Here is a 26,124-nt window from a genome sequence, read left to right as displayed (position 1 = left end):
TGCGACGACCGAGCCCGCCGCCGCCCCGAACGGCGCATCAAGGCCGCCCAGCTCCCACGCGAGAAATCACTGCGGGCCTTAGACTTCGAGGCGAACCCCAGCGTGGACCCGGCGGTCATCCACACCCTGGCGACCTGCGAGTGGGTCAAGAAGGGCCTGCCGCTCTGCCTGATCGGCGACTTCGGCACCGGCAAGTCGCACCTGCTGATCGCGCTGGGCACCGAAGCCGCGATGGCCGGCTACCGGGTCCTCTCCACACGCGCCACCGAACTCGTCAACGAGCTGGTCGAGGCCGCGGACGAGAAGATCTGACCAAGACCATCGCCCGCTATGGCCGAGTCGATCTTCTCTGCATTGATGAGCTGGGTGATATGGAGCTCCACTCATCAGCTCCCCTCGGAATTGGTCATCTAGGCTGGCGCGGTGACTGATGAGCAGGAGCGGGTGCAGCCGTCGGGAGTGTGGGCCACGGCGGTGGGGGTGGCCAGGGTGCGGGCGCTGGAGACCGAGCGGGAGAACGCGCTGTTCCGCGACCCGCTGGCACAGGCCTTCGCAACCGCCGGCGGCCTATGGCCCTCCTCGCCGCCGCTGCCCGATGACGAGGCCGCGCGCCGCCGCCGGCTGGCCGTGTCGTTCTCCATCGTCATCCGGACGAAGTTCCTCGACGACCTGTTGCAGCAGGCCTCCGCGTCCGGGGTCCGGCAAGTCGTGCTGCTCGGCGCCGGCATGGACAGCCGGGCCTTCCGGATGGACTGGCCCGAGGGCACCCGGCTCTTCGAGGTCGACACCGCCGCCCCACTGGACTTCAAGGCTTCGGTGCTGCGCCAGGAGCGGGCCGTCGCACGCTGCGAGCGGATCACCGTCGCGGTGGATCTGCGCGAGGACTGGCCAGGCGCGCTGGCCGCCGCAGGGCACGACCCGGCGGTGCCGACCGTGTGGATCGCCGAAGGACTGCTGATCTATCTGCCCGAGGACGCGGTGGAACTGCTGCTGGCCCGGATCAGCGCGCAGTCGGCGGCGGGCAGTTGGATGGGGCTGACGTTGGGCTCGCGCGGCGTGATCGAGCGCTTCGGCGCGGACGCCGTGCCAGGATCGGCGGCGTCCATGTGGATCTCGGAGATGCCCGACGACCCGGTGGGCTGGCTTGCCGGGCACGGCTGGGAGGCCGACAGCCACACCCTGCGCGAGCTCGCTGCCGCCTACGGCCGCCCGATCAGCACCCCGCCGCAGCGCGAGGAGCGGCCCGGCGGACTGATCGCGGCGGTCCGCCGGTAGAGCGCCTCCCGGTTCCCCGGATGATCGATTCCAAAGGGGCCTGATGAGTGGAGGCGGGTTCAAACGCGCACTGACCGCCTACGACACTGAAGTCCGCCCGGAAATCGCCTGGCTGGATGGCGGTGTGGTCGACAGCCCTTCGCCGTGAGCCTGTCCAGGGTGCGGGCGCTGGTCGGGGCGAACACGTGGCTGCTGACGGCGATTTCCTCGTGACCTGCCGACAGCGGGCACGTTCGTCGTGGTGTCGTTGCGGGTGCGGAGGTTCGTCTGCGGGGGTTCGTCTGCGGAGGTTCGTCTGCGGGGAGGAATTCTGCGAGCGCATGACCTTTGCCGAGCAAGTACCCGGTCTCACCCGCGGGGTCAGGGCGATGGACCGAGCGGCTGCGGTCGACGCCGGTGTCGGTCGGTCTTGCGCTCGCGGTCCGGGCCGGCGCCCGGATGACGGGGGCCTTCAAGGTGCCGGTCAGCCGGAACACCCTGGTGAGGCTGATCGCCTCGCGGCCGGACCCGCCACCTCCGTATCAACTGCCCTCACGCGGGTGCGTCACACCGGAGGGCCAGGAGGCCGGGTACGGTCGGCGGCGCCCCGCCGCTGCACCCGCGAGGGCCCACGCCGCTCCCCCGAGACGGCCCTGGCTCCCCCCATGAGACGGCCTGCCTGCCCTCCTGAGACGGCCCTGCCTCCCCCCCCTGAGACGGACCCTGCGGCCTCAAGCGACCTCCGCTCGCGCTGCCCGTGCCACTCGGCGGAGTGAGGCGTGGACTCACCAGGGGGATGCTGGCCCCGAGGACGAGGCCGGTCGGAAGGCCGTAGCCCCTACCACGCACGCGCAGTGGCATGTGCGCCGCGTTCGCGGCGGGCCGGCCGGGTCACACCGCACCCGGCACCGGATACACGAAGTTAACGCCCGGGACTCGGGCGCGAGACCGGTGCGGTCGAGCATCGCCATACCTGTCAATCGACAGGTATCCGCGACCGATCGGAGGTGCGGCGATGAGCCGGCCCGAATTCGTCTCTCGGCAGCGCCCTGACGGTGACGTCACGACCAGTGCCGCCGACGTCGGCTACCAGCAGGAACTTCGCCGCGGAGTCGGCGGCTTCGCGTCCTTCGCCGCGGGCTTCTCCTTCGTGTCCATCCTCACCACCGTCTTCCAGCTCTTCGGCCTCGGCTACGGCCTCGGCGGCGCGGCCTTCTTCTGGACCTGGCCGCTGGTCTTCGCGGGCCAGTTGCTGGTCGCGCTCTGCTTCGCCGAACTGGCGGCGCGCTGGCCCATATCCGGGGCGATCTACCAGTGGTCGAGCCGGCTCGCCGGCACCACGGCGGGCTGGTTCACCGGTTGGATCATGATCATCGGGCAGATCCTGACGGTCGCGGCGGCAGCGATCGCGGCGCAGGCGGTGCTGCCGGGCATCTGGTCCGGCTTCCAGCTCGTCGGCGGGCCGGGCGCCGATCCCTCGCTCGGCTCCCCGACCGGCGCGCGGAACGCGGTCCTGCTGGGCTGCCTGCTGCTGGTGGTCACCACCGTGGTGAACATCCTCGGCATCCGCCAGACGGCCGCCGCCACCAGCTTCGGCGTCACCGTCGAGATCATCGGCGTGGTCGTGCTGGTGCTGGTGCTCTTCTTCCTGCCCGAGCGGGGCCCGCAGGCCGTGCTCCACGACACCGGCTGGTCCGGCCACGGCGGCTACGCCGGTGCCTTCCTCGCCTCCTCGCTGATGGCCGCGTACGTCATGGTCGGCTTCGACTCGGCGGGCGAACTGGCGGAGGAGACCCACAGCCCGCGCCGGACCACCCCCCGGACCATCCTGCGGGCGCTGATCACCTCCGGTGTCGGCGGGGCGCTGCTGATCCTCGCGGGGCTGCTGGCGGCGCCCAGCCTGACCGACGGCAAGCTCGCCGTCGGCGGCCTGTCCTGGGTGCTCACCGACCGGCTCGGCGGCGTCCTGGGCCGACTGCTGCTGTGCTGCGTCGCGGTGGCCGTGTTCGCCTGCACCCTGGCCGTGCAGAGCTCCGGCGCCCGGATGATGTACTCCATGGCGCGCGAGGGCGCCCTGCCGTTCCACCGGCACCTCGGCAAGGTCTCCGCCCGTACCGGCACACCGGTCGTCGCGTCGGTCGTCGTGGGCGTGGGCGCCGCGATCGCCCTGCTGGTCAACGTCCGCCAGTCGGCGATCTTCACCGCCCTCTCCAGCCTCTGCATCGCCATGCTGTACCTGGCCTATCTGGGCGTGACCCTGCCGCTGCTGGTCACCCGGATCCGGCACCGGCGCACCGGCGGCCTCCCCGGCGGCGTCGACGAGACCGGCCGGCCGCTGTTCTCGCTGGGCCGCCGGGGGATCGCGGTCAACACGCTCGCCGTGCTCTACCAGACGGGCATGACGGTCAACCTGGCCTGGCCCCGCCCGGAGATCTACGACCTCACCGGCGGGACGTGGTGGCTGCGGTGGAGCGCCCCGCTGTTCATCGGGCTGAGCCTGGCCGTCGGCGCCGGCTACTTCCTCGTCCGCCGGCTGCACCGCCGTATCGAGCTGAGGCACGTACCCCACACGCACGTCGAGCCGCCGGCCGAGGCGCGGGCCGTCACCGAGCCGGCGTGACCCCGACCGCCCACCGCCCACCGCCCGACCGCCTGATCGCCCGACCACCTGGTCGCCCGACGTACAGATGACTCACCGACGAGAGGATGACGGGACATCCATGAACACGGCCGAAGGGTCGACGGCCGGCGCGCCGCCGTACGACCAGCACCCCACCGCACCGCTCACCGCCCCGCTCTCCGGACAGCCGGACGAGGGGCGGGCCGCCGCCCGGGTCCGGGATCTGCACCTGACCGACAGTGTCCGCAGTGCCCGCGTCGACGCCCGCGCGCAGGGCGGGCAGGCCGGCACGTGGATGCCGTACCTGCCCGCGTCCGGCAGTCCGTACTGCCCGCCGGGGGTGGACCCGGCCGCCCTCGTGTGGGCGGAGACGGTGGCGCCCGGCGGCTACACCCACAAGGTCCTCGCCCGCGGCACCCGGCTGCGCTTCGACGACCCGACCGGTGACGCCTGTGCCCACCTGCTGCTCTTCAACGCGCTGGAGCCCGTCGAGCGGCTCAACGTCGCCGACACCCAGAAGATCCCGTGGCAGGCGTACCTGGGCGAGAACCACCCGTTGCTGTCCGGCGACGGCCGGGTCCTGGCCGTGGTCAGCGGTGACTCCTCCGGCCGGCACGACGCCTTCTGCGGTACGAGCACCGACGCGTGGAACGCGCGCAAGTACGGTGACGCCCGCCCCGAGGGGCCGTCGCCGTCCGGCCGCGGACTCTTCCTCAAGGCCGCCGCCAAGCACGGTCTGAGCCGCCGCGATCTGCCGCCCGGCGTCTCCTTCTTCCAGGGCGTACGCGTCGAGGCGGACGGCACCCTCGCCTGGCAGGGCAGCGCCGGTCCGGGCACGTATGTCGAACTCGTCGCGGAACTGCCCCTGTTGGTGCTGGTCGCCAATGTCGCCCACCCGCTGGACCCGCGGCCCGGCTATGTCGTCGGGCCGCTGCGGGTGCACGCCTGGCGCGGCGAACCGACCGGCCCGGACGAACCGCGGTTCACCGCCACGCCGGAACTGCACCGGGCGTACCTCAACACCGCTGACTACTGCGAAGCCAGGGGGCTGTGACATGGCGACCACGACTCGGACCGAGAACACACCGACCACCCGTCCGACCGCCGCGGGCGGCACCCTCGCCTCCACCGTGCCGGTGGGCGCCGTGTACGCGGAGGGCTCCGCCCTGGACTGGGGAACGAGCCTGGTCGAGGGCGCCGTCGTCCTGGACGAGGTGGTGGCCCCCAACGCGCCGTGGTCGGCGGTGGTGGCGAAGGGACACGTCCTGACCATCGTCGACGTCGGCGGGAACCAGTCGGCCGACTGTCTGCTCTACAACGCCGCCGATCCCGGGGAGCGCTACAGCGTCCCTGACACCCTGGCCTGGCAGGGCAACGCCTACGTGCGCACGGGGACCGTGCTGCGCAGCGACGAGGGGCGCCCGCTGATGACCGTCGTGGCCAACGAGATCGACCGCCAGGACACCATCGGCGGCGCCTGCGGCAAGGAGTCCAACACCCTGCGCTACGGCCACCACGTGATGTTCCAGCACGGCTGCCGCGAGAACTTCCTCGCCGAGGCCGGCCGGCGCGGCCTGGGGGTGCGCGACCTCGTCTCCAACCTCAACTGGTTCATGAACGTGCCCGTCGAGGCGGACGGCGCGCTGGGCATCGTGGACGGCATGTCCGCACCGGGCCGCCGGGTCGCGGTGCGCGCCGACATGGACGTCCTGGTGATCGTCTCCAACTGCCCCCAGATGAACAACCCGTGCAACGACTTCAACCCGACCCCGCTGCGCATGATCGTCACGGACCCGACGAAGGGCGACGAGCCGGGCGGCCGGGATGGGGGTGGGCCAGTGAGGGGTGGTCCGGGCAGGGAAGGGCCGGTGGCCGGGGGCCCGGACCCGGCGGCCCCCGGCGGCCTCGGCGTGTTCGCCCCACCGTGCCCGCACACCGCCCGCACCACCTCGGAGGACGCCGCGTGACCCGCCCCACCGCTGTTCTCGTCGCCAACCGCGGTGAGATCGCCCGACGTGTCATCCGTACCGCCCGGAAGATGGGCCTGGGCACCGTCGCCGTGTTCTCCGACGCCGACCGGGCCGCGCCGCACGTGCGCGAGGCCGACCATGCGGTCCGTCTGGGGCCGGCGCCGGCCCGGGAGTCGTATCTGCGCGGCGACGCGATCATCGAGGCCGCGCTCGCGCACGGCGCCGGCATCATCCACCCCGGCTACGGCTTCCTCTCCGAGAACACCGCCTTCGCCCGTGCCGTGGAGGAGTCCGGACTGCGTTTCGCGGGACCGACCGCCGACCAGATCACCGCCTTCGGCGAGAAGCACACCGCCCGCGCCCTGGCCAAGGCGGCCGGAGTCCCGCTGCTGGCCGGTACCGAGCTGCTCGCGACCGCGGAGGAGGCCGTCACCGCGGCCGGCTCGATCGGGCTGCCCGTGATGGTCAAGGCCACCGGCGGTGGCGGCGGCATCGGCATGCAGGCCTGCGCCACCGCGGACGAGGTGCGCGATGCCTTCGCCCGCGTCGCCGCCCTCGCCGAGTCCAACTTCGGGTCGGCCGGGGTCTTCCTGGAGCGCCTGGTACGCCCCGCCCGCCACGTCGAGGTGCAGGTCTTCGGCGACGGCACCGGCCGGATCGCCGTCATCGGCGACCGCGACTGCTCGCTGCAACGCCGCAACCAGAAGGTGATCGAGGAGGCCCCGGCCCCGGCCCTGCCCGCCCCTGTCCGCGCGCTGCTGCACGACTCCTCGCGGCGGCTGCTCGCCTCGGTCGGCTACCGGGGCGCGGGCACCGTGGAGTTCGTCTACGACCCCCTGCGCGAGGAGGCCGCGTTCCTGGAGGTCAACACCCGGCTCCAGGTCGAACACCCGGTGACCGAGCAGGCGTACGGTGTCGACCTCGTCGAACTCATGCTCACCCTGGCCCGGGACGGCGCGGTCGACGACGCGGTGTTCACGAGGGAGTGGACGCCCACCGGGCACGCCGTGGAAGCGCGTGTCTACGCGGAGGACCCCGGCCGGGACTCACAGCCCTCCTCGGGCCTGATCACCCGGGCGGCCTTCCCCGGCCAGGGCGCCGACGGCATGCCCGGCGTCCGCGTCGACGGCTTCGCCGAGACCGGCCTGGAGGTCTCTCCGTACTACGACCCCATGCTCGCCAAGGTCATCGCCCAAGGCCCCACCCGCGACGCCGCGTTCGACGTCCTGGGCTCGGCCCTGGCCGCCAGCCGGGTCGACGGCGTCGTCACCAACCTGGGCCTGCTGCGCGCGCTGACCGTGCGGGAGGAGGTGCGCGAGGCCGTGCACAGCACCAGCACCCTCGCCACCACCGCCGATCCCGATCCGCGCATCGACGTCCTGGTGCCGGGAGCGATGACCACCGTCCAGGACCTTCCCGGCCGGCTCGGCTACTGGCACGTGGGCGTACCGCCGAGCGGCCCCTTCGACCCCGTCTCCTTCGCCGAGGCCAACCTGGCCGTCGGCAACCCGGCCGAGGCGCCCGCACTGGAGGTCACGGCGGGCGGGCTGACCCTGCGCTTCTCGGACGCCACCGTGGTCGCCGTCACCGGGGCGCCCGTCCCGGTCACCGTGGACGGCGCCGCGGCGGCCCTGTGGGAGCCGGTGCCGGTCCCGGCCGGCGCCACCCTCGTCCTCGGCGCCTGCCACGGTCCCGGCCTGCGCAGCTATGTGGCCGTCCGGGGCGGCATCGACGTACCCGAATACCTGGGCAGCGCCTCGACCTTCACCCTCGGCGGCTTCGGCGGCCACGGCGGCCGGGCCCTGCTCGCCGGAGACGTCCTACGGCCCAGGGCCGGCGCGGACGCGGACACCACCACCGGCACCACCGCCCATACGGCCGCCGACACCACCACCGATACGGCCACCTGCCCGACCACCGACACGACGGACCGCGCGACCACCGACGCCATCGCCACCACCGGTAGCCCCACCCCACCCCACCGCCGCCCCGCGATCACCCCTCACTGGCAGATCGGTGTCACCGAAGGACCCCACGCCGCACCGGAGTTCTTCACCCGCGAGGACATCGACACCCTCTACGCCACCGACTACACGGTGCACCACAACTCGGCCCGCACCGGAATCCGGCTGATCGGGCCCAAACCCCGGTGGGCGCGTCAGGACGGCGGTGAGGCCGGACTGCACCCGTCCAACATCCACGACACGCCCTACGCGGTGGGCGCCCTGGACTTCACCGGTGACACGCCGATCATCCTGGGCCCCGACGGGCCGTCCCTCGGCGGATTCGTCTGCCCGGCGGTGGTCGCCAGCGGCGAGCTGTGGAAGCTGGGCCAGCTCCGCCCCGGCGACACCGTCCGCTTCGTACCGGTCAAGGAGGCCGAGGCCGCCGCCCTCGACGCCCGCCGTGCCTCACCCACGCTGATCAGCGGCGGCGGAGACGGCGACGACGGCGTCCTCGGCCGCCTGGCGGCCACCGACGACCGCCCGAGCGTCACCTACCGCCGGGACGGCGACGACAACGTCCTCGTCGAGTACGGCCCCATGGTGCTCGACCTCGGCCTGCGCATGCGGGTGCACGCCCTCCAGGAGACCCTCGCCGCGCACGCGCCCGCCGGCGTCCTCGACGTCACCCCGGGCATCCGCTCCCTGCAGATCCACACCGACGCCCGCCGGCTGAAGGCCCGCGACCTCGCCGTCCTGCTGCGCGAGCTGGAGGACGAGGTCCCGCCCAGCAACGAGCTGGTGGTTCCTTCCCGCACGGTCCGACTGCCGCTCAGCTGGGACGATCCGGCGACCCGGCTGGCCATCGAGCGGTACATGGCGGGCGTGCGCGACGACGCCCCGTGGTGCCCGTGGAACATCGAGTTCATCCGCCGGGTCAACGGCCTGGAGAGTGCCGACGACGTCTACCGCACCGTCTTCGACGCCTCCTACCTCGTCCTCGGCCTCGGCGACGTCTACCTCGGCGCCCCCGTCGCCACCCCCCTCGACCCGCGGCACCGCCTGGTGACCACCAAGTACAACCCGGCGCGCACCTGGACCGCGGAGAACTCCGTCGGCATCGGCGGCGCCTACCTGTGCGTCTACGGCATGGAGGGTCCCGGCGGCTACCAGTTCGTCGGCCGCACCGTACAGATCTGGAACCGCTTCCGCACCGGCGGCCTCTTCCAGGACTCCCCGTGGGCGCTGCGCTTCTTCGACCGCATCGAGTGGTACCCCGTCACGGCGGAGGAACTGCTCGAACTGCGCGCCGAGACGGACGCCGGCCGCGGCGCCTTCCCGACCGAGGAGGGCACCTTCTCGATCGCCGAGTACAACGCCTTCCTGGCCGCCAACGCCGGCTCGATCGCCGCCTTCCGCGCCCGGCAGAGCGCCGCGTTCGAGGCCGAGCGGCAACGCTGGCGGGCCGCCGGCGAGTTCGACCGGGACGACGATCCCGAACCCGCCACGGCCACCGGCGAGGGTGCCACCGTCACCGTCCCGGACGGCGCCGTCCCGGTCACCGCGCCGTTCACCGCCACCGTCTGGCAGACCGTCGCCGAGCCCGGCGCCACCGTCGCCGAGGGCGACCCGATCCTCTCCCTGGAGGCGATGAAGATGGAGTCCAAGGTCAGCGCCCCCGCCACCGGAACGCTGCTGGAGATCTACGTGAGGCCCGGTCAGCAGGTCGCCCCCGGCCAGGTCCTGGCGGCGGTGCGGGCATGAGCGCCATGACACCGGCCGCACGCGCCGAGGCCGCCTACGACCGCATCCGCAGCGCCGGCCGGCCCGAGATCTGGATCCACCTCAGACCCCGCGACGAGGTGCTCGCCGAGGCCGCCGGGATCGATCCGGCGCTGCCGCTGGCCGGCCTGGTCGTGGCCGTCAAGGACAACATCGACGTCGCCGGCCTGCCCACGACCGCGGGCGCCCCGTCGTACGCCTACCGGCCCGCGGCCGACGCGCCCGCGGTGGCGCGGCTGCGCGCGGCCGGCGCGGTCGTCCTCGGCAAGACCAACCTGGACCAGTTCGCCACCGGCCTGGTCGGCACCCGCAGTCCCTACGGCGCCGTACGCAACGCCTGGGACACCACCCGCATCTCCGGCGGGTCGTCCTCCGGTTCGGCCGTCGCGGTCGCCCTCGGCATCGCCGACCTCGCCCTCGGCACCGACACGGCCGGCTCCGGGCGGGTGCCCGCCGCCCTCAACGGCATCGTCGGGGTCAAGCCCACCAAGGGCCTGGTGCCGGTGACCGGCGTGGTCCCCGCCTGCTACACCCTCGACTGCGTCACCGTCTTCGCCCGCGACCTGCGGCTCGCCCGCACCGCCGCCGAGATCGTCGAGGGCCCCGACCCGGCCGACCCGCTCTCCCGCACCGGCACCCAGCTCCCGCCGCCGCCCGCGCGCCCCAGGATCGCCGTCCCGGCCCCGGAGCACTTGGACGGCATGGCCGACGGCTGGCGCGAGGCCTTCGACGCCACGGTCGCCCGCCTGGCTGCCACCGGCGCGGACATCGTGGAGACCGACGTCACCCCGCTGCTCCGGGCCGCGGAACTGCTGTACGGCGGTGCGTTCGTCGCCGAACGGTACGCCGCCGTGGGCGGACACGTGGACGAGCACCGGGACCTGATCGGTACGGATCTCGATGCCACCGTCGCCTCCATCGTGCTGGCCGGCCGTGAGAAGACCGCCGCCGACTGGGCCGCCGACACCGCCCGGCTCGCCGCGCTCGGCGCCGCCGGACGCGCGGCCCTCGACGGCTGCGCGGCGCTGCTCACCCCAACGACCACCTGGCATCCCACCCTGGAGCAGGTGGCGGCCGAGCCCGTCGCCGCCAACGCCCGGATGGGCCGCTTCACCAACTTCGCCAACCTGCTGGACTACGCCTCGCTCGCCGTCCCCGCCGGATGCGTGGACGGTCTCCCCTTCGGCGTGATGCTCACCGGCCCGGCGTTCTCCGACCGCGCCCTGGCCGCCTTGGCCGAACGCCTCGCCGCCCCGCAGCTCGACCTCTTCGTGGCCGGCGCCCACCTGACGGGACAGCCGCTCAACGTCCAACTGGTGCAGGCGGGCGGCGCCCTGGCGGGCCCCGCCCGCACCGCCACCGGCTACCGCCTGTACGCCCTGCCCACCGACCCGCCCAAGCCCGGCCTGGTCCGGGTCGCCGACGGCGGGACGGGCCAGGGTCCCGGAGGGGGCATCGAGGGCGAGATCTGGCGTCTGCCGGCCGCCGGGTTCGGAGCGTTCGTCGCGGCCGTTCCCGCACCGATGGCCATCGGCACCGTCGAACTGTCCGACGGACGGCGGGTCAGCGGCTTCCTGGTGGAGCCGTACGCCGTCCGGGGCGCGCCCGACATCACCCGCTTCGGCGGCTGGCGGGCCTATACGGGGTCCGCATGACGGCACCGTGCGACCGGACCACCTGAGGGGAGGGGACGCGGCGGGATGGCAGCATGGAACCATGACCGTGACGCGTCCCCGCCAAGGCAGGCCCCGGCACACGCCCCCGTCCGACCCGGGCACGTCCGCCCGGGAACAGATCCTCGACGCCGCCGGAGCGCTCTTCGTCGAACGCGGGATCGCCGGTACCAGCACCCGGATGATCGCCGAACGGGTGGGTATCAGACAGGCCTCGCTCTACTACCACTTCGCCACCAAGGAGGAGATCCTCGCCGAGCTGCTGGCCACGTCCGTGCGGCCCAGCCTGCGGATGGTGGAGCAGATCCGGGCGCTGGTGCCCGAGCGGGCGCATCCGGCCGCGGCGCTCTACGCGGTGGCCGCGATGGACGTACGCACCCTCTCCCAGACCCCGTACAACATCGGCACGCTCTATCTCCTGCCAGAGGTGCGGGCCGAGCGGTTCGACGCCTTCCGCGCCGAACGAGGCCGGCTCCAGGCGAGTTACGGCGCCCTCGGCACCCTGGCGGCGGCCGAGGCCGTCACCCGCGGCATGAGCACCGACGCCCTCGGCGAACTGCTGATCCAGCTGGTCGAGGTCGTCATCCAGATACGGCGCTCCCGTGAGCCGGAGGCGGCCGACGCCGACGCCATCGCCTCCTCCTGCCTGCGCCTGTGCGGCCTCCCCGAGCCCGCCGTGACCATCGCCAGATCCGAAGCGCGAACCCTGCTGGACCTCTTGACGTGACCACCTGGACCTCGTGACGTGACCACCGCCCCACCAGGCGGACCGCCCTTGCCTGCCGTCACCCGGTCAGGCCGAGGACTCCGTCCATCGGCTGCGCAGAGATCACGGAGGTCGCTGTGAAACACTCCCGCTTCGTTGGTCCGGCCGTCGTCGCGGCCCTCGCAGCAGGCGCCGGAGTCGCCTTCGCCCAGCCAAGCACGCTCGCCCCCTCGGCCAAGGGCATGAGCATGCCGCCGCTGCCACCCGGCCTCACGCCCGGCAAGCCGGCCCGGTAGCGGCCCTGCTCGTCCGAGCCGATCAGGCGGGCGATCGGATCCTCGCGGTCGTGTTACGCGACGACATGCCCGCTTGCGTGCGGTGGGAGACCCTGACGCACGGGCGGTTCAGCGGCGTGTGGATCTGCGAAGACCCCGGCCGAGCGACGACCGGCGCGGATCCCGCCGAGCTGGGCCGGGCCGTCCTGGCCGCCGACCTCGCCGGCCGGGACAGCCGGGGCGAAACGTTCCGCGTTCTCCTCCGCACCGACCCGGCAACCTCGTCGTCATCACGGCCGACCACCTCACCGACCCCGGCTGGGAAGCGGACCCGGCCGTCTGCCAGACACTGCCCGCCCATCTTCGCGACGCCCCCGCCTGACGCCGAGGCCGTGACGCCGCCGGCGCAGGTCTGCTCCGTCATCTCGGCAAGCCCGTTCGGCCAGCGCGACGCATTCCCGGGAGCACAGACCCGCCAGCGCCAGGCGTGATGCCACCAGGTCACGACAAGGCCGGACAGGAAGCCTCCGATGCGGCGGACGGCTCCGCTCAGGAGCGCTACGACGACGAGGCGCGCCGCCAGGCGGCGACACCGCTCGCCGCCTCGTCGCGGCCCTCGCCGCCGTCCACGCGCTGCCCGGCAAGGAAATCCGGGCCCCGCACACCGCGTGCCTCGGTCTCTCACGCCGCGCCCTCGAAGTCCGGCGGTCTGCTGCGACACACGCTCCACCCCGAGGCGCTCACCCACCAACTCGCCGCCGACGGCGCGCAATGCGGGTCGTCAGCCGGCGGCTGCCGCCACCCCGACGTGTGCCAATGCCGCCAGGGTCACAACGGCGGCGGCGACGCCGCGCGGGGCCGAAGCCAGTCCGAGCAACAGCCCGGCGGCTGCGGCGATCTCCAGCGTGCCGATGACGCGGTGCAGGTCCGGTGGCATGCCGAGGTGCGCGGCCGCCTGGCGCATGAACGGCATCGCGGCGGTCTTCGCCAGTACCAGGGGGAGGAAGACCGGAGAGAGTGCGACGGCACGGGTGGTCTGTGCGGTTGTCATGTCGACCGGTCCCGGCGTTCGGCGCCCAGGCGGGCGTAGTAGTCGACGAGGTCTGGCGCGTCCACCGCCGCGGAGTTGACGACCTGCTCGACCGGGGCGCCCTGGAGCAGGCGTTTGACCGGGACCTCCAGCTTCTTGCCGGTGCGGATGTGCGGAATCCCCGGCGCTTCGAGGATGTCGTCGGGGACGTGGCGGGGTGAGGCGCCGGCGCGGATGGCGTCGCGGATCTTCTCGCGGAGGGCGTCGTCCAGGGTCACCCCGGCCGCGGGGACCACGAAGAGCGGCATCCAGTAACCGCCATCCGGCTCCTCCGCACCGATGACCAAGGCCTCGGTGATCTCGGGGAGGCGTTCGACGACGTCGTGGATGTCGGCGCTGCCCAGACGGACGCCGTTGCGGTTCAACGTGCTGTCGGAGCGGCCGTGCACGATCACCGAGCCATGTCCGGTGAGCGTGATCCAGTCGCCGTGCCGCCAGACGCCGGGGTAGGAGGAGAAGTAGGCCTCGCGGTAGCGGGTGCCGTCGGGGTCGTTCACGAAGTACAGCGGCATCGACGGCATGGGACGGGTGACGACCAGCTCGCCGACCTGATCGATGACGGGGAACCCCTCGGCGTCGTAGGCGGCCAGTGCCACACCCAGGTGCGGGGCGGACAGCTCCCCGGCCCAGACAGGAGTGTTGGGCGCGCTGCCCGCGAAACCGGACACGACGTCCGTGCCACCGCTGATGGAGGCCAGCAGCACCCGCTCCCCCACGTGGTCGCGGACCCAGGGGTAGGCGGAGGCCGGCAGGGCCGAGCCGGTGCAGCCGACCACGCGGATCGACGACAGGTCGTGGACGGAGGGGTCGATGCCGAACTTGGCCATGCCCAGCAGGTATTGGGGGCTGGTGCCGAAGACGGTCACGCGGTGGCGGGCGGCCAGTTCCCACAGGACGTCGAGCTTGGCGAAGGGGGCCGGGCTGCCGTCGTAGGTGCAGGTCGTGGCGCCGGTCAGGAGGGTGGAGGCGACCAGGTTCCACATCATCCAGTGGGTGGTGGTGTACCACAGCAGGCGGTCGCCGGGGCCGAGGTCGGAGTGCAGGCCGAGGGTTTTGAGGTGCTCCAGCAGGACGCCGCCGTGCCCGTGGACGATGCCCTTGGGCAGACCGGTGGTACCGGAGGAGAACACGACCCACAGAGGGTGGTCGAACGGCACCGGCGTGCAGATGACGTCCTCGCTGCGGGTGGCCGCGTCCTCCCACCGGATGACCGGCGACGGGTACGTCCGCGACGGCCAGGGCAGGCCCACGTGGTCCACCAGCAGGGTCGCCTTCAACGTCGGCAGGGCGTGCGCCAGGTCGAGGGTGGCGTCGCGGCGGTCGTGGGTGGTGCCGTTGAAGCGGTAGCCGTCGGCGGCGATCAGCACGGTGGGGTCGAGCTGGGCGAACCGGTCGGCGGCGGCCTTGGGGGCGTAGTCCTGCCCGCACACCGACCATACGGCGCCCAGGCTCGCGGCGGCGAGGAACGCGACGATCGCGTGCGGGGTGTCGGGCAGGTAGCCCACCACCCGGTCGCCCTTGACAACGCCCAGGTCGCGCAGGGTGGCGGCGACGGAGGCGACCAGCGCGCGCAGCCGCTCCCCCGTCACCTCGTACCCGGTGCCGGTCTCGTCGAGGGCGATGATCGCCACGTCCTCGTCGGCCAGGTTGCGCAGGGCGTGGTGGGCGTAATTGAGGGTGGCGCCGGGGAACCAGCGGGCGCCCGGCATCCTCTCCTCGGCCAGCACCTGCTCGTAGGGGGTGTCGGCGTCGATGTCGAAGTACTCCCACACCGCGCCCCAGAAGCCCTCCAGGTCGGTGACCGACCACTGGTGCAGGGCGGCGTAGTCGTCCGGGTCCATGCCCTGGAGCCGGGCGAACTCCGCGATACGACTGGCGGCCACCGTCCGCGGATCGGGTGTGAGGAAGGGCGTGCTCATCGCGTCGTACTCTCCAACAGGCTTTTCAGGGCCGTCCGTTCGGCAGGAACAGGGCTTCGTGTGGTGTGCAGCAGGGCCGCCCAGTCGGCGGTCGACGTGAAGTCGTGTCCCCCGGCCGGGACGACGTCCATGACGACGCGGTCGGGGCGCAGCAGTACGGCGTCCGCGCGGCCGGCGCTCATCCAGGCGGCGAGGGTGCCGTCGTCGCCGGCGTCGGTCACGGAGAGCGCGCGTATGCCGAGGCCGTGGGCGAGCGCGGTCAGTGAAGGGCCGGGTCCGGTGGCGGTCAGAACGGTGAAGGAGTCGCCGAGCAGCTCGTCGAGACGGGTACGCCGTCCGTCGACGCTCACCCACGGTTGCGGACAGTGCGTGCCCGCCAGGCCTCGGCGGACCCCGCGCCGCACGAGCGGTCCGGGGTTAAGGGCTGGGCTGAGGTCGCGGCCGGCCAGTTCGGCCAGGCCGGGTATGCGGCAGGCCACGGCCAGTGCCCTGCGGCGGAGGGCGGCGGCACCGTCCTGGCCACCGGTCATGGCCCAGCCCATGGCGACCGCGAGCCGGATCACATGCCGGGCGTGTGGCTTGCGTTCGCTCTCGTAGGTGTCCAGCAGCCGTTCGTCGCCGCCCTGTCGCAGGACGCGGGCGAGTTTCCAGGTGAGGTTGTAGGCGTCCCGCAGGCCCGAGCACAGGCCCTGGCCGATGAACGGCGGGGTGAGGTGGGCGGCGTCGCCGAGCAGGAAGACCCGTCCGCTGCGCCAGCGGTCGGCGACGCGTGCGCGGAAGGTGTACTGCGTCTCGCGGACGACCTCGAAGTCGCCGTCGTACGAGGGTGACAGCCACGGGGCGACCAGCTCACGGACCGTCTCCCGCTCGTCGCGGAGCCGGAACTCCCAGCGGTAGCGGTCCTCGCCCACCCGCATGAAGGTGGCCGGCCGGTGCGGGTCGCAGACCTGGTCGACGCCCTCCCAGCAGCGGACGTCGGCGCCCGTCCGGACGTCGACGACGGTCCAGCGTTCCTCGAAGCGCAGGTCCTCCCAGAAGGCTCCGATGGCTTCGCGGGTGAGGCTGTTCGCGCCGTCGCAGCCGAGCACCGCGTCGGCCCACAGCTCGTGCTCGCCGTCGTCGTCGCGGTACGTCACGCGCACGGGGCCCGTGGTGTCGGGGCCGACGCCGGTGACCTCCACGCCACCTTTGAGCTCGCACTCCGGGAGCCGCGCCAGGGCGTCGCGCAGCACGCGTTCCAGTCCGGGCTGGTCGAACATGCTGGTCTGCGGGTAGCCGTGCCGGCCGCACCCGGTGCGGCGGAACTCGGCCATCACCCGATGCCGGGCGTCCAGCAGCCGCAGCCCGTTCGCCGGGCGGGTGATCGCGGCGAACTCCTCGCCGACGCCCGCGGCCTGAAGGATGCGGCGCACCTCGTCGTCGGTGGCGACGGCGCGTGGGAGCGGGTAGACGTCCTGGTGGCGTTCGAGGACGAGACAGCGGATTCCGTGCCGGGCCAGGAGGAGGGCGGCGGTCACGCCCACCGGTCCGGCGCCGACGATCACGACGGGCACGCGTGCGGCTTCATCGACGGTCATGTGCGGCTCACCTCGGGTGTCATTTCGCGTCCCTGACGGGCGTGCGCTGCTCGCCGAGGTCGATCCGGCCGTCGGGGGTCGCGATCGTCGCCGTGATCACGTCTCCCGGCTTCAGGTAGTGCGGGTTCTTCGCCTGGGACTTGAAGAACGCCTTCCATTTCACGGCGGGCGGCAGCAGCGCGCCGATCTTCTCGACCGGCTTCGGCGGCGCCTTGAGCGCCGTGCCTCCGGGTGTGCCGGTCAGCAGCAGGTCGCCGGGGTCGAGGGTCTGGAAGCGGGCCAGCAGGGTCAGGGCCTGCGCCGGGCGGACGATCATGTCGGCGAGGGTGCGGTCCTGGCGCAGCTCGCCGTTGACGCTCAACTTCAGCCGCAGGCCGAGAAGATGGGCGAAGTCCTCCGGCTCCAGCAGGGTGAGGTACGGCCCGGTCGGGGTGAAGGTGGGGTATGACTTGCTCTCGTAGAACTGCGTCTTGGTCAGCTGGACATCCCGCGCGCTGATGTCGTTGGTGATGACGAGCCCGGCGACATACGACGGCAGCTCGCGCTCCTCGACCCGGGTGCCGACGGGCAGGGGCGCGCCCATGACCAGGCCGAGTTCGATCTCGTAGTCGAGGAACTTCACGTGCGGGGGCCGGATGACGGTGTCGCCGGGACCGCTGACCGAGCCGGACGCCTTACGGAAGAAGGCGGGCGGGATGTCGCCGGTGAAGCCGGAATCGCGGGCGTGACTGCGGTAGTTGACCATCTGGGCGACCACGCGGCAGGGCGTGGTGACCGGCGAGAGTGCGACCAGGTCGGCCACGGGCGTGCCGGGCTCGCCGGAGGCGGCGGCCTCACGGACCAAGGCGCGGTCGGCCACCAGTTCGGCGGTGGTGCCGGCCTTGGTCCCGACGGGGACGGCCCGGTCGCCGCGGACGACCCACCAGCCGTCGGCGGTGCGCAGGATGTTGGTGCTCATGACGTGGCTCTCTGTGAAGGGGGTCAGGAGTTGGCGGCCTTGAGCAGGCCGAAGAGTCGGGCTGGGTCCATCTCGTTGTCGCCGCGCAGGGCCTCGATGACGTCGCGGACCCGCTGCGGGGACGGGCTCGCGCCCAGGAAGTCCCGGGTGGCGGGCGGGCCCCACTGGGCGAGGCCGCTGGTGGACATCGGGGCCCAGCCGGGTTCGACGTCGCGGGTGAACAGGTCGCCGTCGGCGAAGTGCTCCAGCATGAAGCGGTCGGGGTCGCGCCAGTAGTCGAAGAGCTGGCTGCCCTGGATGTGCCGGCCGATGCCCCAACTGCGCTTGTAGCCGCGCTCCTTGAGGTATTCGCCACCGGCGGCGATCGAGTCGAGGTCGGTGACCTGGTAGGCGGAGTGGACGTAGCCCGTGCCCGGGCCCAGGTGCATGGCCAGGGTGTGGTGGTCGGCCGGCACGCTGCCCAGGTCGCAGCGGATGAACGCCATCGTCGGGCCGCGCTCGCGCTGGCCGTCCAGGAACAGGAAGTCGGACACGATCATGCCGAGCGTGTCCAGGTACCAGTCCAGGGCGCGGGTGAACACCCGTGTCTCCAGCACCACATGACCCAGCCGCTGGATCCGGGACGGCTCGCGCGGCGGGCGCTGCGTGGCGTTCACACGACGGTGATTCGTGCCGACGTTGAGCAGCAGCGGCTGCTGTTCCGGCAGTGCGGGGAGTTGTTCGCCGCAGTGCACGACCCGCACCGGGAAGCCCGAGGGGTCGAGCAGGTCGACCACCCTGCCGCCGCCGGGCACGTCGCTCTCCCGTACCGCCGTCCCCGTGGCACGGGCCAGCCGGTCCAGGTCGGCCCGCTCGGCGGCCCGGAACGCCGGGCCGATGAAGCGGGAGGTACGCCCCTTGCGGATCACCATGCAGGGTGAGCCGGCGAAGGTGCCGCGCAGCCACAGCTCCCCCTCGGTGCGGGCGGCGACACCGAACCCGAAGTCCCGGGCGAAGACCTCCGCCCGGTCCAGGTCGGGCTTCTCGAACTCCAGCCAGGCCAGGTCGGCCACCTTGATCACCGGGTTCCGGGAGCGGCCGGGGTGTTCGCCGCGCAGGGCCCCCTGCTCGCTGTGGAGGTCCTGGTGGGCCGTGCGGACGTCGGTCCCGTCGACGCGGGTTTCAGACATGGCGCCCTCCGAGCAACATTGCTGTAATGAGGAAATCATCAACTCTGACAGTTCCGTCGTCAAGGTGTTCCCGGCAGGAAATGATGAAATCATCAGGACTGCTACCGTCATCGTCCCGGCGGTTAGACTCTGCGCATGTCTACGTCAGCCCTGCCCAGCAACCGGTTCGAGCGGCGTCGCGCGGAGACCCGCAGGGCTCTCGTGCGAGCGGCCCGGCAGATACTCGCCGAGACCGGGGACACGAGCGCCAGCATCCAGGCGATCGCCGAGCGCGCGGATGTGGGCTTCGGCTCCTTCTACAACCACTTCGACTCCAAGTCGGAGTTGTTCGAGGCGGCGGTGGTGGACGCCCTGGAGGAGTTCGGCCAGAACTTCGACGAGCGCCTGGCGGGAATCGACGACCCGGCGGAGCTCGTCGCAGCGGGCTTCCGGCTCAGCGCCCGGATGGCCGATTCCCACCCGGAGCTGATGCAGGTCCTGCGCCGCCGCGGCCTGGGGCACATCCACGGGGACAACGGACTGGCCCGCCGGGCGCTGCGCGATCTCCAGGTCGGCATCGCCTCCGGCCGTTTCACCGCCCTCGACCCGACGGTCGCCCTGTCCGCGCTGGGCGGAACCCTGCTGTCCCTGGTGGAGCTGCGTTTCGCCCGCCCCGAGGTGAACGGCGACGAGGCCGCGGTCAACCTCGCCGAGATGGTCCTGCGCATGCTGGGGCTGCCGGCGGACGACGCCCACGAGGTCGCTCGGCGCCCCCTCCCCGACCTCGACTGACGACACCTGGGGACTTTCGTCCGGATCACCGTGCCGACCGGAGGAAGATCCCAGCGAGGTGCAGTCCGGCCAGGCAGATGGTCGCGGTCTTCTCGTAGCGGGCCGCGATGCCGCGCCACTGCTTCAGGCGGTTGATGCACCGCTCGACGGTATGGCGCTGCTTGCAGGCCTCGCGGTCGAAGGCCGGCCGCCCCGGCTGCCGCGTCGCAGCCGGTGGCACGCGCTGATCGGCAGGCACCGGGATGACCGGCCGGATACCTCGCTTGCGTAGGTGATCGCGGGGCGAGGACGGTGACGTGCCGAGGCGAGTCGCATTCGCCCCGCCCGGGCGAGGTGCGCCTCGTCGGCTTCCGCCAGAGCCCGGCGCGGCTGCTCCGCCTGGGCCGGGTGCACCGCCTTCATTCCGTGGAGCACGACCACGGCACCGACCACCGTCATCACGGCGACGTCCGACCCGCCGCAGGCAGCACGGCGTCACGGTCAGCGTCACCCTTGAAGTCGCCAGGCACCGGGCCCTGAACGGCCGTCGCGGGCGTGGCCGACAACAGTGGAGCGTCCGTGACGGCGGCGACCAGGGCGCCCCTGGTCTCCAACTGGCGCGCGGACTCCGTCTGTTCGCCATGCTGGTCCTGGGCATTCCCACGGCTGCTCCCGAGAGGGCCACGGAGCCTGGAGCCTGTGCCGCGCGCACAGACGGTCGCAGACGATCAGTGACTGTCCGCACCTGGCCGGAGGGAAGTTCCCGTTGTTCACGGTGGGGCGGTGGCGAGCCCTCCACTGACGTGGCCGGGCCCGCTGACGTGGCCGGGTCCGCTGACGTGGCCGGGCCGGCGCCCGCACACGGGCCAGTGCGTGGGCGCCCCCATGGGAGGTCGATGTGCTCGGCGAGGGCGCGGATTCCGCGGAGGCCGTTCAGCACTGGCTCCGTACCGGCCCTCTAGGGAGAACAGTCCTCATCGGTTTCTTCCTGGCGATGACCGAACCGACTGCGGCCGTTCGGTGGCCGGCGCTCAGCTGTTGACCGTGGATTGGCGGATGACGGCCGACGTCGGAAGTTCAGCGACCGGACCGGGGGCCTCCGTGTCCGTCAGGCGGGCGAGGAGCATGCGTGCCGCCACCTCGCCCATCTCCCGCATCGGCTGGCGGACGGTCGTGAGCGGGGGCTGGGTCAGGCGGGCCATCGGGATGTCGTCGAAACCGACGACGGCGACATCCTCCGGTACCCGCAGCCCCGTGGCGCGCAGGGCAGCCATGGCGCCCATGGCCGCGAGATCGTTATGGGCGAAGACGGCGTCGAAGTCGAGGCCCTGTTCCAGCAGGTGGCGTACCGCCTCGCGTCCGCCCGCCTCCGTGAAGTCACTCTCGACGATGAGCGCGGGTTCGAGCGGGTGGCCGCTCTCGGCGAAGGCCGTGCGGAAGCCGTCGAGTCGGTCGCGTACGCAGCCGAAACGTAGCGGTCCCGTGAGGACGAGCGGTCTACGCCGTCCCACGGCCAGCAGATGCCGGGCAGCCGAGGCACCCCCCTGAAGGTTCGCGGCGGTGACGTAAGGGAACTCGGGATGACGGCCGCGGTCGTCGATCAGAACGACCGGGAGCCCTCTACGGTGGAGGGCTGTCAGCATCGCCAGGGTGTTCTCCGGCTCCACGACCAGCAGTCCGTCGAAAGCCCTCGCGAAGACCTGGCTGGTGAACCGTTCGACCGAGTCCGCACCCCGATTGCAAGTGAACAGCAACAAGCCGAACTCGGCCGCCTCCACCGTATCGACGACTCCTTGGACGACTTCGCCCATCCACGGCCAGGTCAGCGACGGCACCAGCATGCCGACGGTACGGCTCTGCCCGCGGGCCAGACCCACCGCACCCGAACTGGGCACGTACCCCAGCCGATCGATGACCTCGCGGACGCGGGCGGCGGTCGAACGATCCACTTCACCCCGGGCGTTGAGGACCCGGGAAACGGTCGTCTTGCTCACACCGGCCGCTCGGGCCACATCCGCGATGGTGATACGCACCGCACACCTCCGCCGCGCGGGACACGCCGTGACCGGAAGCAGGACCACCCCGTGTGACGCCGAGTGAAACAGCGGCGTCCCCGCGGTGTCAACACCCTGATGTCTCGAACCAGGCATGGACGGTGCCCGGCCGCGATGGGCGTCCGGCGACCGTGACCCGCGGGACGACGGACCCGTCAACTCCTGAAGGCGGTGAAGCTCATGGGATCCCGGATCGCGCGAAGTATTGACGGCAGCATGACACGTCGCTTCACTCCCGGTAAGGGCCGGGACCGGTTCCGGAACCGGTCCCGGAACAGAGCACCCCCACCGCTTCCCTAGGAGGAATGCCGTGCTCAACCGTTCCCCCTCCCCGCCCACAGGGCGTTCTCGCGCACGAAGCGCCTGCTTGACCGCCCTGGCAGCACTCGGCCTCATACTCGCCACCTGGTACGGCGGCTCTGCCTCCACCGCCAACGAACCGCAGATCACGAAGATCAAGGCCGCTCCCCAGGGCGCCCAGGTGGTCCGTGTCGCAGAGTTCCTCGCGGAGTGCCCGTACAGTCACCGGCTCCCGGACGACCCGATCGTCTTTCCCGGTCTACCTGGCGCTTCCCACATGCACAGCTTCTTCGGCAGCCATGTGACGAACGCGCACACCGACGTGACCGATCTGCTGGGCTCCTCCTCCACCTGCAACCCGGCCATCGACTCGTCGTCGTACTGGGTCCCGACGATGTACCGCAACGACCAGCCCGTCGAGCCCACCGGCACCACCTTCTACTACCTCGGCGAAGGGGTACGGGACGACGTCATCCAGCGCATCCGGCCCTTCCCGCAGGGCCTGCGGATCGTGGCCGGCAACGCCAAGGCCACAGGCGTCGACGACCCCACGTCGGTGGCCCGCTGGTCCTGCCTGCACCACGGCGAGGTCAACCCCTCCAAGGACTTCGTCACCTGCCCCGCAGGCTCGATGCTGGAGTCCTACCTCGACTTCCCGCAGTGCTGGAACGGCAAGGACCTCGACTCCGCCGACCACAAGAGCCACATGGCCTACCCGGTCAACGGCGCGTGCCCGGCCAGCCACCCGGTGCCCGTGCCCAAGCTCCGCCAGGTCCTGCGCTATCCCGTCTCCGGAAGCACCCAGGGCCTGCGACTGGCCTCCGGCCCCGGCTACACCATGCACGGTGACTTCTTCAACGCCTGGCCCGAGAACGAGCTCGCCCGCAGGGTCACCAACTGCATCAACGCGATCGTCAAGTGCGGAGCGGACGGCAATCCGTCCTGACCGCTGATCGCTCACGCACCGCACTTCCCACAGTGACGAGGTCAAGGAGCAGACATGGCAGATGCCGCGGCCGGCGCACCGAGGGCGACATTGCTCGCCGCGGCTCTGCTGTGCGCTCTGACCGTGCCGGGGTGCGCCGGTTCGCCACAACCGTCCGTCCCGCCCGCGAGCGCGACGACGACCACGACCGCCGCACCCCATGCCTCGGCTAACGGAGCCGGGCAGGACCACGGCGGCACCGCTACCGCGAACGGCGGCCTCAACGCCACGGACATCGGCTGGATCCAGCTGATGATCGCCATGGACGATCAAGCGCACCACATCCTCCGGTTGGCACGGGGCCGGACCGCCGACAAGGGCCTGCTGGACTGGGCGGACGACACCGCCGATGGGCACCGCGCCGAACTCGGCACTCTGCGCGCCTTGTTGGCCAAAGCCGGCATACCCGACGACAACCCCCACGCGGGTCACGAGATGCCGGGCATGGTCAGCACACGCGAGCTGCGGGCGCTGGAGACCGCCCGTGGCTCGCGGTTCGACCGCCTTCTGCGGTCTGCGCTGGGCGAGCACCTCAAGCAGAAACGGATGCTCGCGACGAGCGTACGGAAGGCAGACGCCGATCCGGAGGTGAAGAGGGTCGCGCTGAGTGTGGGGACCTCCGCATCCGACGCCCAGCGTCGCATGCCTTCCGCTCCCGGCGGGTGATCAGCTCACTACCCGCCCCGAGCCCATCCTCGCTGCCGCAGCTTGACCGCTTAACCCCATCGGATGTCTGATCACCGACGCCACCGGCATCCCGCTCGCCGCCACCCTGACCGGCGGCAACCGCAACGCCGTCACCCTCTCGGATGCGCACCTATCTGCTGGAGGCGTCTCACCCCACGACGGCAGAGGGCCCCAGCGCCGCATGGGCCGTGAACAGTAGAGGCCGGTCAGTGCACGCGTTCACCGCACTCAGCTGGGAACAGGACGGCGCCGGGCGGCAGTTCGGCCGGACGCCGTCCCGTCACCCGCAGGCACGCTTCACCAGAGCCGTCCACGGGTGGGTATTCGAGGACAACCTCGTCCAGCACAGCGATCTCGCCGCCGACGTGTACTTCCGCCGCGTGCACGCCGCCCGGGAAGCAGCCGACCAGAGCTCCGAAGGCTGCCGTGTCATTGCCCTCGGCGACACACTCTCGGATCTCGAAACGCCAGTGCTCGGCCGCATCGGCAAGCAGTGCCCTGCCCCGCTTGCCCAGTCCGGCGAGGAAGGCTGTGCGAGCTCGCAACTCGTGGGCGATGGCGCAGCAGATGGGGACTGCCGTGCCGTAGGACGTCGTCACCCGCGTGTACTCGACGTGGGGGTAGGACGATAGGGCCTCATCGACCAGCCCCAACGCGGCGTCCCGCGCCGCCGGGTGACCCTGCTGAGCGATGTCCAGGAGCAGAGGGGTCGCGACCGCGGCCGCAGGAAACACCGCGGCACTGTGGCCATGGACGATTCCGCCGCCGCCGAGCAGCGAGCTGGCCTCCGCCGCCTCCACCAGGGTCGCCGCATCTGCCAGCGCGCGCAGACCGCGGGCTGCGCGAGCCGGTTCATACCAGTCGGGATGGCCCGGAATGGCACCCCAGTCCACCGCGTCGATCGCATCCAACACGGCAGCATCCTCGCACCTGGCTGCTCCCCGCTGCCCAGGCCCCAACGATGTCTTGCAAGTCATTCCGTCAGGAGTTCTCAGCCGGCCACGATCAACGCAGCGGCCCGACGGCGCCGGTGTACATCAAGTGGCCCGGAATCCAGGCAGGTTGTCCATGTAGGTACCTTACGACCGTATGGCCTCGTCCGGGCGGGAGAAGAACAGCGTCGCCATCGCCTCCAACGAGTCCTTCTCCGGCTGGACCAAGACCTTCACCGGCCCCCGCCTCTGCGCGGCCATCGTCAACCGCCTCACCTTCGGGGGCGACATCATCAAGACCGGCACCGACTCCCGCCGACTCGCCACCACCCGCGCCCGAGCGGAACAGCAAGTTGCGAGCCGCAGTCACGCGGTGGGCGCCCCCCAGTGGACTGGCGCCGTGTCCGGCGAGACGCCGGGAAGTAAGGATCCAGGATCCCTCGGGTCGATGCCTGAGTAGAAGGGATCTTCCGCCGGGACCTCAGGTCAATGCGGCACGCAGCGACGCGGTGGCGAGCAGCAGGGCGTGTCTGGCGGCCTCGGTGCCGTGCAGTTGGTTGACCACGACGAAGTCGTGGACGGTGCCGCCGAACCGGGCATTCGTGGCCTTGACCCCGGCCTCGCGCAGGCGTGCGGCGAAGGCTTCGCCCTCGTCGCGCAGCACATCGGCCTCGGCGGTGATGATCAGGGTCTCCGGGAGGCCGGCGAGCACGTCGAGGGGTGCCCGCAGCGGTGAGACCGTGGGCAGGGCGCGTTCGGCTTCCTTTGTCGTGTACTGGTCCCAAAACCATTTCATGCCGTCGCGCGCGAGGAAGTAGCCCTCAGCGAACTCCGCGTACGAGGCTGTGTCGAAGGCCGCGTTGGTGACGGGGTAGAAGGTGACGAGCTTGACGAATCGGGGATCGCCTCGCTCGGCGGCGAGCAGGGTGAGCGCGATCGCCATGTTGCCGCCGACCGAGTCTCCCGCGACCGCGAGGCGCGAGCCCTTGAGGCCCTTGGCTGCCCCGTCCCGTGCGATCCATTGCGCGGCCGTGTAGGACTGCTCGACGGCGACGGGGTATCCGGCTTCCGGGGAGCGGTCGTATTCCACGAAGACGACCGCGGCCCCGGCTCCGATGGCGAGGTCCCGGACGAGCCGGTCGTGGGTGTGGGCGTCGCCGAACACCCACCCGGCCCCGTGGATGTAGAGGATGACGGGCAGGTCGGCCGTCGTTCCGGCCGGCTTGACGATGCGTACGTTGACTGTGCCGGTGGGGCCGCCGGAGATTTCGACCCATTCCTCGTCGATGTCCGGCAGGTAGATGGGGGCGTCCTGCACCGTGTCGACGACCTTGCGGCCTTCGGCCGGTGGCAGCTGGTACAGGAACGGCGGGTGCGATGCCGCGTCGACGAACGCCTGCGCGGCGGGTTCCAGGGCGATGTTTCTGGGGTTTCCCGACATCCGTTGCTCCTGCGATAAATGGGACTGAGCTGATCCGCT

At 71.8% G+C, this 26,124-nt stretch carries 20 protein-coding genes and 3 pseudogenes; 14 read left to right on the top strand and 9 right to left on the bottom strand.

Features of this window, described 5'->3' with window-relative positions; translation table 11 throughout:
- The 9 genes and pseudogenes from AQJ11_RS34420 to AQJ11_RS50075 form a co-directional block, all read left to right on the top strand.
- Nucleotides 1-380: pseudogene (locus AQJ11_RS34420) on the top strand (ATP-binding protein); the annotation flags it as partial.
- A gap of 79 nt (nucleotides 381-459) precedes the next feature.
- Nucleotides 460-1,275 (top strand): class I SAM-dependent methyltransferase, encoded by an 816-nt coding sequence (locus AQJ11_RS34415; protein WP_059265836.1) that lies wholly within the window; start codon nucleotides 460-462, stop codon nucleotides 1,273-1,275.
- A 994-nt stretch (nucleotides 1,276-2,269) separates the two neighbouring features.
- Nucleotides 2,270-3,874 carry an amino acid permease gene (locus AQJ11_RS34410; protein WP_059265835.1) on the top strand — a complete coding sequence of 535 codons (1,605 nt, stop codon included), beginning with the start codon at nucleotides 2,270-2,272 and terminating at the stop codon, nucleotides 3,872-3,874.
- Between the two features lie 100 nt (nucleotides 3,875-3,974).
- Entirely contained in the window at nucleotides 3,975-4,928 is a 954-nt protein-coding gene (locus AQJ11_RS34405; protein ID WP_058085232.1) for an urea amidolyase associated protein UAAP1, read from the top strand.
- 1 nt (nucleotide 4,929) lies between these two features.
- A complete protein-coding gene (locus tag AQJ11_RS34400; RefSeq protein ID WP_059265834.1) occupies nucleotides 4,930-5,841 on the top strand; it encodes an urea amidolyase associated protein UAAP2 in 912 nt (303 codons plus the stop codon).
- Nucleotides 5,838-9,551, top strand: a complete 3,714-nt coding sequence (gene uca / locus AQJ11_RS34395; protein ID WP_059265833.1) for an urea carboxylase — start codon at nucleotides 5,838-5,840, stop codon at nucleotides 9,549-9,551. The genes AQJ11_RS34400 and uca overlap by 4 nt, the downstream gene beginning before the upstream one ends.
- Nucleotides 9,552-9,556: 5 nt before the next feature.
- A complete protein-coding gene (locus tag AQJ11_RS34390; RefSeq protein ID WP_059265832.1) occupies nucleotides 9,557-11,224 on the top strand; it encodes an allophanate hydrolase in 1,668 nt (555 codons plus the stop codon).
- A gap of 61 nt (nucleotides 11,225-11,285) precedes the next feature.
- On the top strand, nucleotides 11,286-11,969 hold the full coding sequence (locus AQJ11_RS34385) for a TetR/AcrR family transcriptional regulator (RefSeq protein ID WP_058085228.1): 684 nt from the start codon (nucleotides 11,286-11,288) through the stop codon (nucleotides 11,967-11,969).
- A gap of 116 nt (nucleotides 11,970-12,085) precedes the next feature.
- Nucleotides 12,086-12,244 (top strand): hypothetical protein, encoded by a 159-nt coding sequence (locus tag AQJ11_RS50075; RefSeq protein WP_167360892.1) that lies wholly within the window; start codon nucleotides 12,086-12,088, stop codon nucleotides 12,242-12,244.
- Between the two features lie 760 nt (nucleotides 12,245-13,004).
- Here AQJ11_RS50075 and AQJ11_RS34375 read toward each other — a convergent pair.
- The 5 genes from AQJ11_RS34375 to AQJ11_RS34355 are packed head-to-tail and all read right to left on the bottom strand — an operon-like array spanning nucleotide 13,005 to nucleotide 18,936.
- Nucleotides 13,005-13,274 (bottom strand): DoxX family protein, encoded by a 270-nt coding sequence (locus AQJ11_RS34375; RefSeq protein ID WP_107120913.1) that lies wholly within the window; start codon nucleotides 13,272-13,274, stop codon nucleotides 13,005-13,007.
- Nucleotides 13,271-15,232, bottom strand: coding sequence for an acetoacetate--CoA ligase (locus AQJ11_RS34370; RefSeq protein ID WP_059265831.1), 1,962 nt, complete (start codon nucleotides 15,230-15,232; stop codon nucleotides 13,271-13,273). The genes AQJ11_RS34375 and AQJ11_RS34370 overlap by 4 nt, the downstream gene beginning before the upstream one ends.
- Nucleotides 15,229-16,809: a bifunctional 3-(3-hydroxy-phenyl)propionate/3-hydroxycinnamic acid hydroxylase MhpA gene (gene mhpA, locus AQJ11_RS34365; RefSeq protein ID WP_059265830.1), complete on the bottom strand. Its 1,581-nt coding sequence runs from the start codon at nucleotides 16,807-16,809 to the stop codon at nucleotides 15,229-15,231. Before mhpA ends, AQJ11_RS34370 begins: the two co-directional genes overlap by 4 nt.
- A gap of 19 nt (nucleotides 16,810-16,828) precedes the next feature.
- The gene (locus AQJ11_RS34360) at nucleotides 16,829-17,767 is read right to left on the bottom strand and encodes a fumarylacetoacetate hydrolase family protein (RefSeq protein ID WP_059265829.1); all 939 of its coding nucleotides are present in this window, start codon (nucleotides 17,765-17,767) and stop codon (nucleotides 16,829-16,831) included.
- A gap of 23 nt (nucleotides 17,768-17,790) precedes the next feature.
- A complete protein-coding gene (locus AQJ11_RS34355) occupies nucleotides 17,791-18,936 on the bottom strand; it encodes a VOC family protein (protein ID WP_059265828.1) in 1,146 nt (381 codons plus the stop codon).
- Between the two features lie 135 nt (nucleotides 18,937-19,071).
- Here AQJ11_RS34355 and AQJ11_RS34350 point away from each other — a divergent pair, with 135 nt between their 5' ends.
- Entirely contained in the window at nucleotides 19,072-19,707 is a 636-nt protein-coding gene (locus tag AQJ11_RS34350; protein WP_208616686.1) for a TetR/AcrR family transcriptional regulator, read from the top strand.
- A gap of 25 nt (nucleotides 19,708-19,732) precedes the next feature.
- Here the strand turns inward: AQJ11_RS34350 and AQJ11_RS51625 are convergent, their stop codons facing one another.
- Nucleotides 19,733-19,927: a transposase gene (locus AQJ11_RS51625; RefSeq protein ID WP_059265826.1), complete on the bottom strand. Its 195-nt coding sequence runs from the start codon at nucleotides 19,925-19,927 to the stop codon at nucleotides 19,733-19,735.
- Nucleotides 19,928-20,717: 790 nt separating this feature from the next.
- Nucleotides 20,718-21,719 carry a LacI family DNA-binding transcriptional regulator gene (locus tag AQJ11_RS34340; RefSeq protein ID WP_059265825.1) on the bottom strand — a complete coding sequence of 334 codons (1,002 nt, stop codon included), beginning with the start codon at nucleotides 21,717-21,719 and terminating at the stop codon, nucleotides 20,718-20,720.
- Nucleotides 21,720-22,050: 331 nt separating this feature from the next.
- On the opposite strand from AQJ11_RS34340, the gene AQJ11_RS34335 reads away from it, so the two are divergent.
- From AQJ11_RS34335 to AQJ11_RS52845, 3 genes and pseudogenes are all read left to right on the top strand, one after another.
- Nucleotides 22,051-22,986 carry a DUF1996 domain-containing protein gene (locus tag AQJ11_RS34335; protein WP_175252031.1) on the top strand — a complete coding sequence of 312 codons (936 nt, stop codon included), beginning with the start codon at nucleotides 22,051-22,053 and terminating at the stop codon, nucleotides 22,984-22,986.
- Between the two features lie 54 nt (nucleotides 22,987-23,040).
- Complete coding sequence (locus AQJ11_RS34330; RefSeq protein WP_059265824.1) at nucleotides 23,041-23,691, top strand: DUF305 domain-containing protein; 651 nt, start codon at nucleotides 23,041-23,043, stop codon at nucleotides 23,689-23,691.
- A gap of 67 nt (nucleotides 23,692-23,758) precedes the next feature.
- Nucleotides 23,759-23,905, top strand: a pseudogene (locus AQJ11_RS52845) (IS5/IS1182 family transposase); the annotation flags it as partial.
- Between the two features lie 13 nt (nucleotides 23,906-23,918).
- On the opposite strand, the gene AQJ11_RS34325 reads toward AQJ11_RS52845, so the two are convergent.
- Nucleotides 23,919-24,626 carry a hypothetical protein gene (locus AQJ11_RS34325; RefSeq protein WP_244218487.1) on the bottom strand — a complete coding sequence of 236 codons (708 nt, stop codon included), beginning with the start codon at nucleotides 24,624-24,626 and terminating at the stop codon, nucleotides 23,919-23,921.
- A 193-nt stretch (nucleotides 24,627-24,819) separates the two neighbouring features.
- Between AQJ11_RS34325 and AQJ11_RS46955 the strand changes: the two are divergent.
- Nucleotides 24,820-25,002, top strand: a pseudogene (locus AQJ11_RS46955) (ATP-binding protein); the annotation flags it as partial.
- Between the two features lie 123 nt (nucleotides 25,003-25,125).
- Here AQJ11_RS46955 and AQJ11_RS34320 read toward each other — a convergent pair.
- The gene (locus tag AQJ11_RS34320) at nucleotides 25,126-26,085 is read right to left on the bottom strand and encodes an alpha/beta hydrolase (RefSeq protein ID WP_059265822.1); all 960 of its coding nucleotides are present in this window, start codon (nucleotides 26,083-26,085) and stop codon (nucleotides 25,126-25,128) included.
- Nucleotides 26,086-26,124: the final 39 nt, after the last annotated feature.

Origin of the sequence: Streptomyces corchorusii (assembly GCF_001514055.1) — a bacterium.
In the GTDB taxonomy this organism is placed as follows: domain Bacteria; phylum Actinomycetota; class Actinomycetes; order Streptomycetales; family Streptomycetaceae; genus Streptomyces; species Streptomyces olivaceoviridis.
This window is presented reverse-complemented; position numbering and strand designations above follow the sequence as displayed.